General features: G+C 54.9%; 1 protein-coding gene. It reads right to left on the reverse strand.

Annotation, left to right across the window (positions count from 1 at the left end; genetic code table 11):
* Window positions 1-271 (reverse strand): transposase (locus tag ACM6G4_RS25935; protein WP_414914887.1); only part of this gene is annotated, 271 nt, incomplete at its 3' end.
* Window positions 272-286 lie beyond the last annotated feature (15 nt).

Here is a 286-nt window from a genome sequence, read left to right on the forward strand (position 1 = left end):
TGTTGCGTTGGGCTTCTCGTTCCAGCCGTCGGCTCGACTGAATGCGGTTGAGATAGCCGTAGATATAGATCTTCAGCAGGATCGCAGGGTGGTAAGCAGGACGGCCTGTGTCAGCGGGAATAGCGCCGTCAAAACCCAAGGAGACCAAGTTGAGTTCGTCGACGAAAACGTCGACTACACGCACTGGATTAGTGTCGCTGACGTAATCGTCGAGGCTCTCGGGAAGCAAGGTGCCTTGACCCCGATGTTCACCTTGAATAAAGCGCTTCATGGGCGATCCTTGCGT

Source organism: Pseudomonas sp. IT-P258, assembly GCF_949767825.1.
Taxonomy (GTDB): Bacteria; Pseudomonadota; Gammaproteobacteria; order Pseudomonadales; family Pseudomonadaceae; genus Aquipseudomonas; species Aquipseudomonas monachiensis.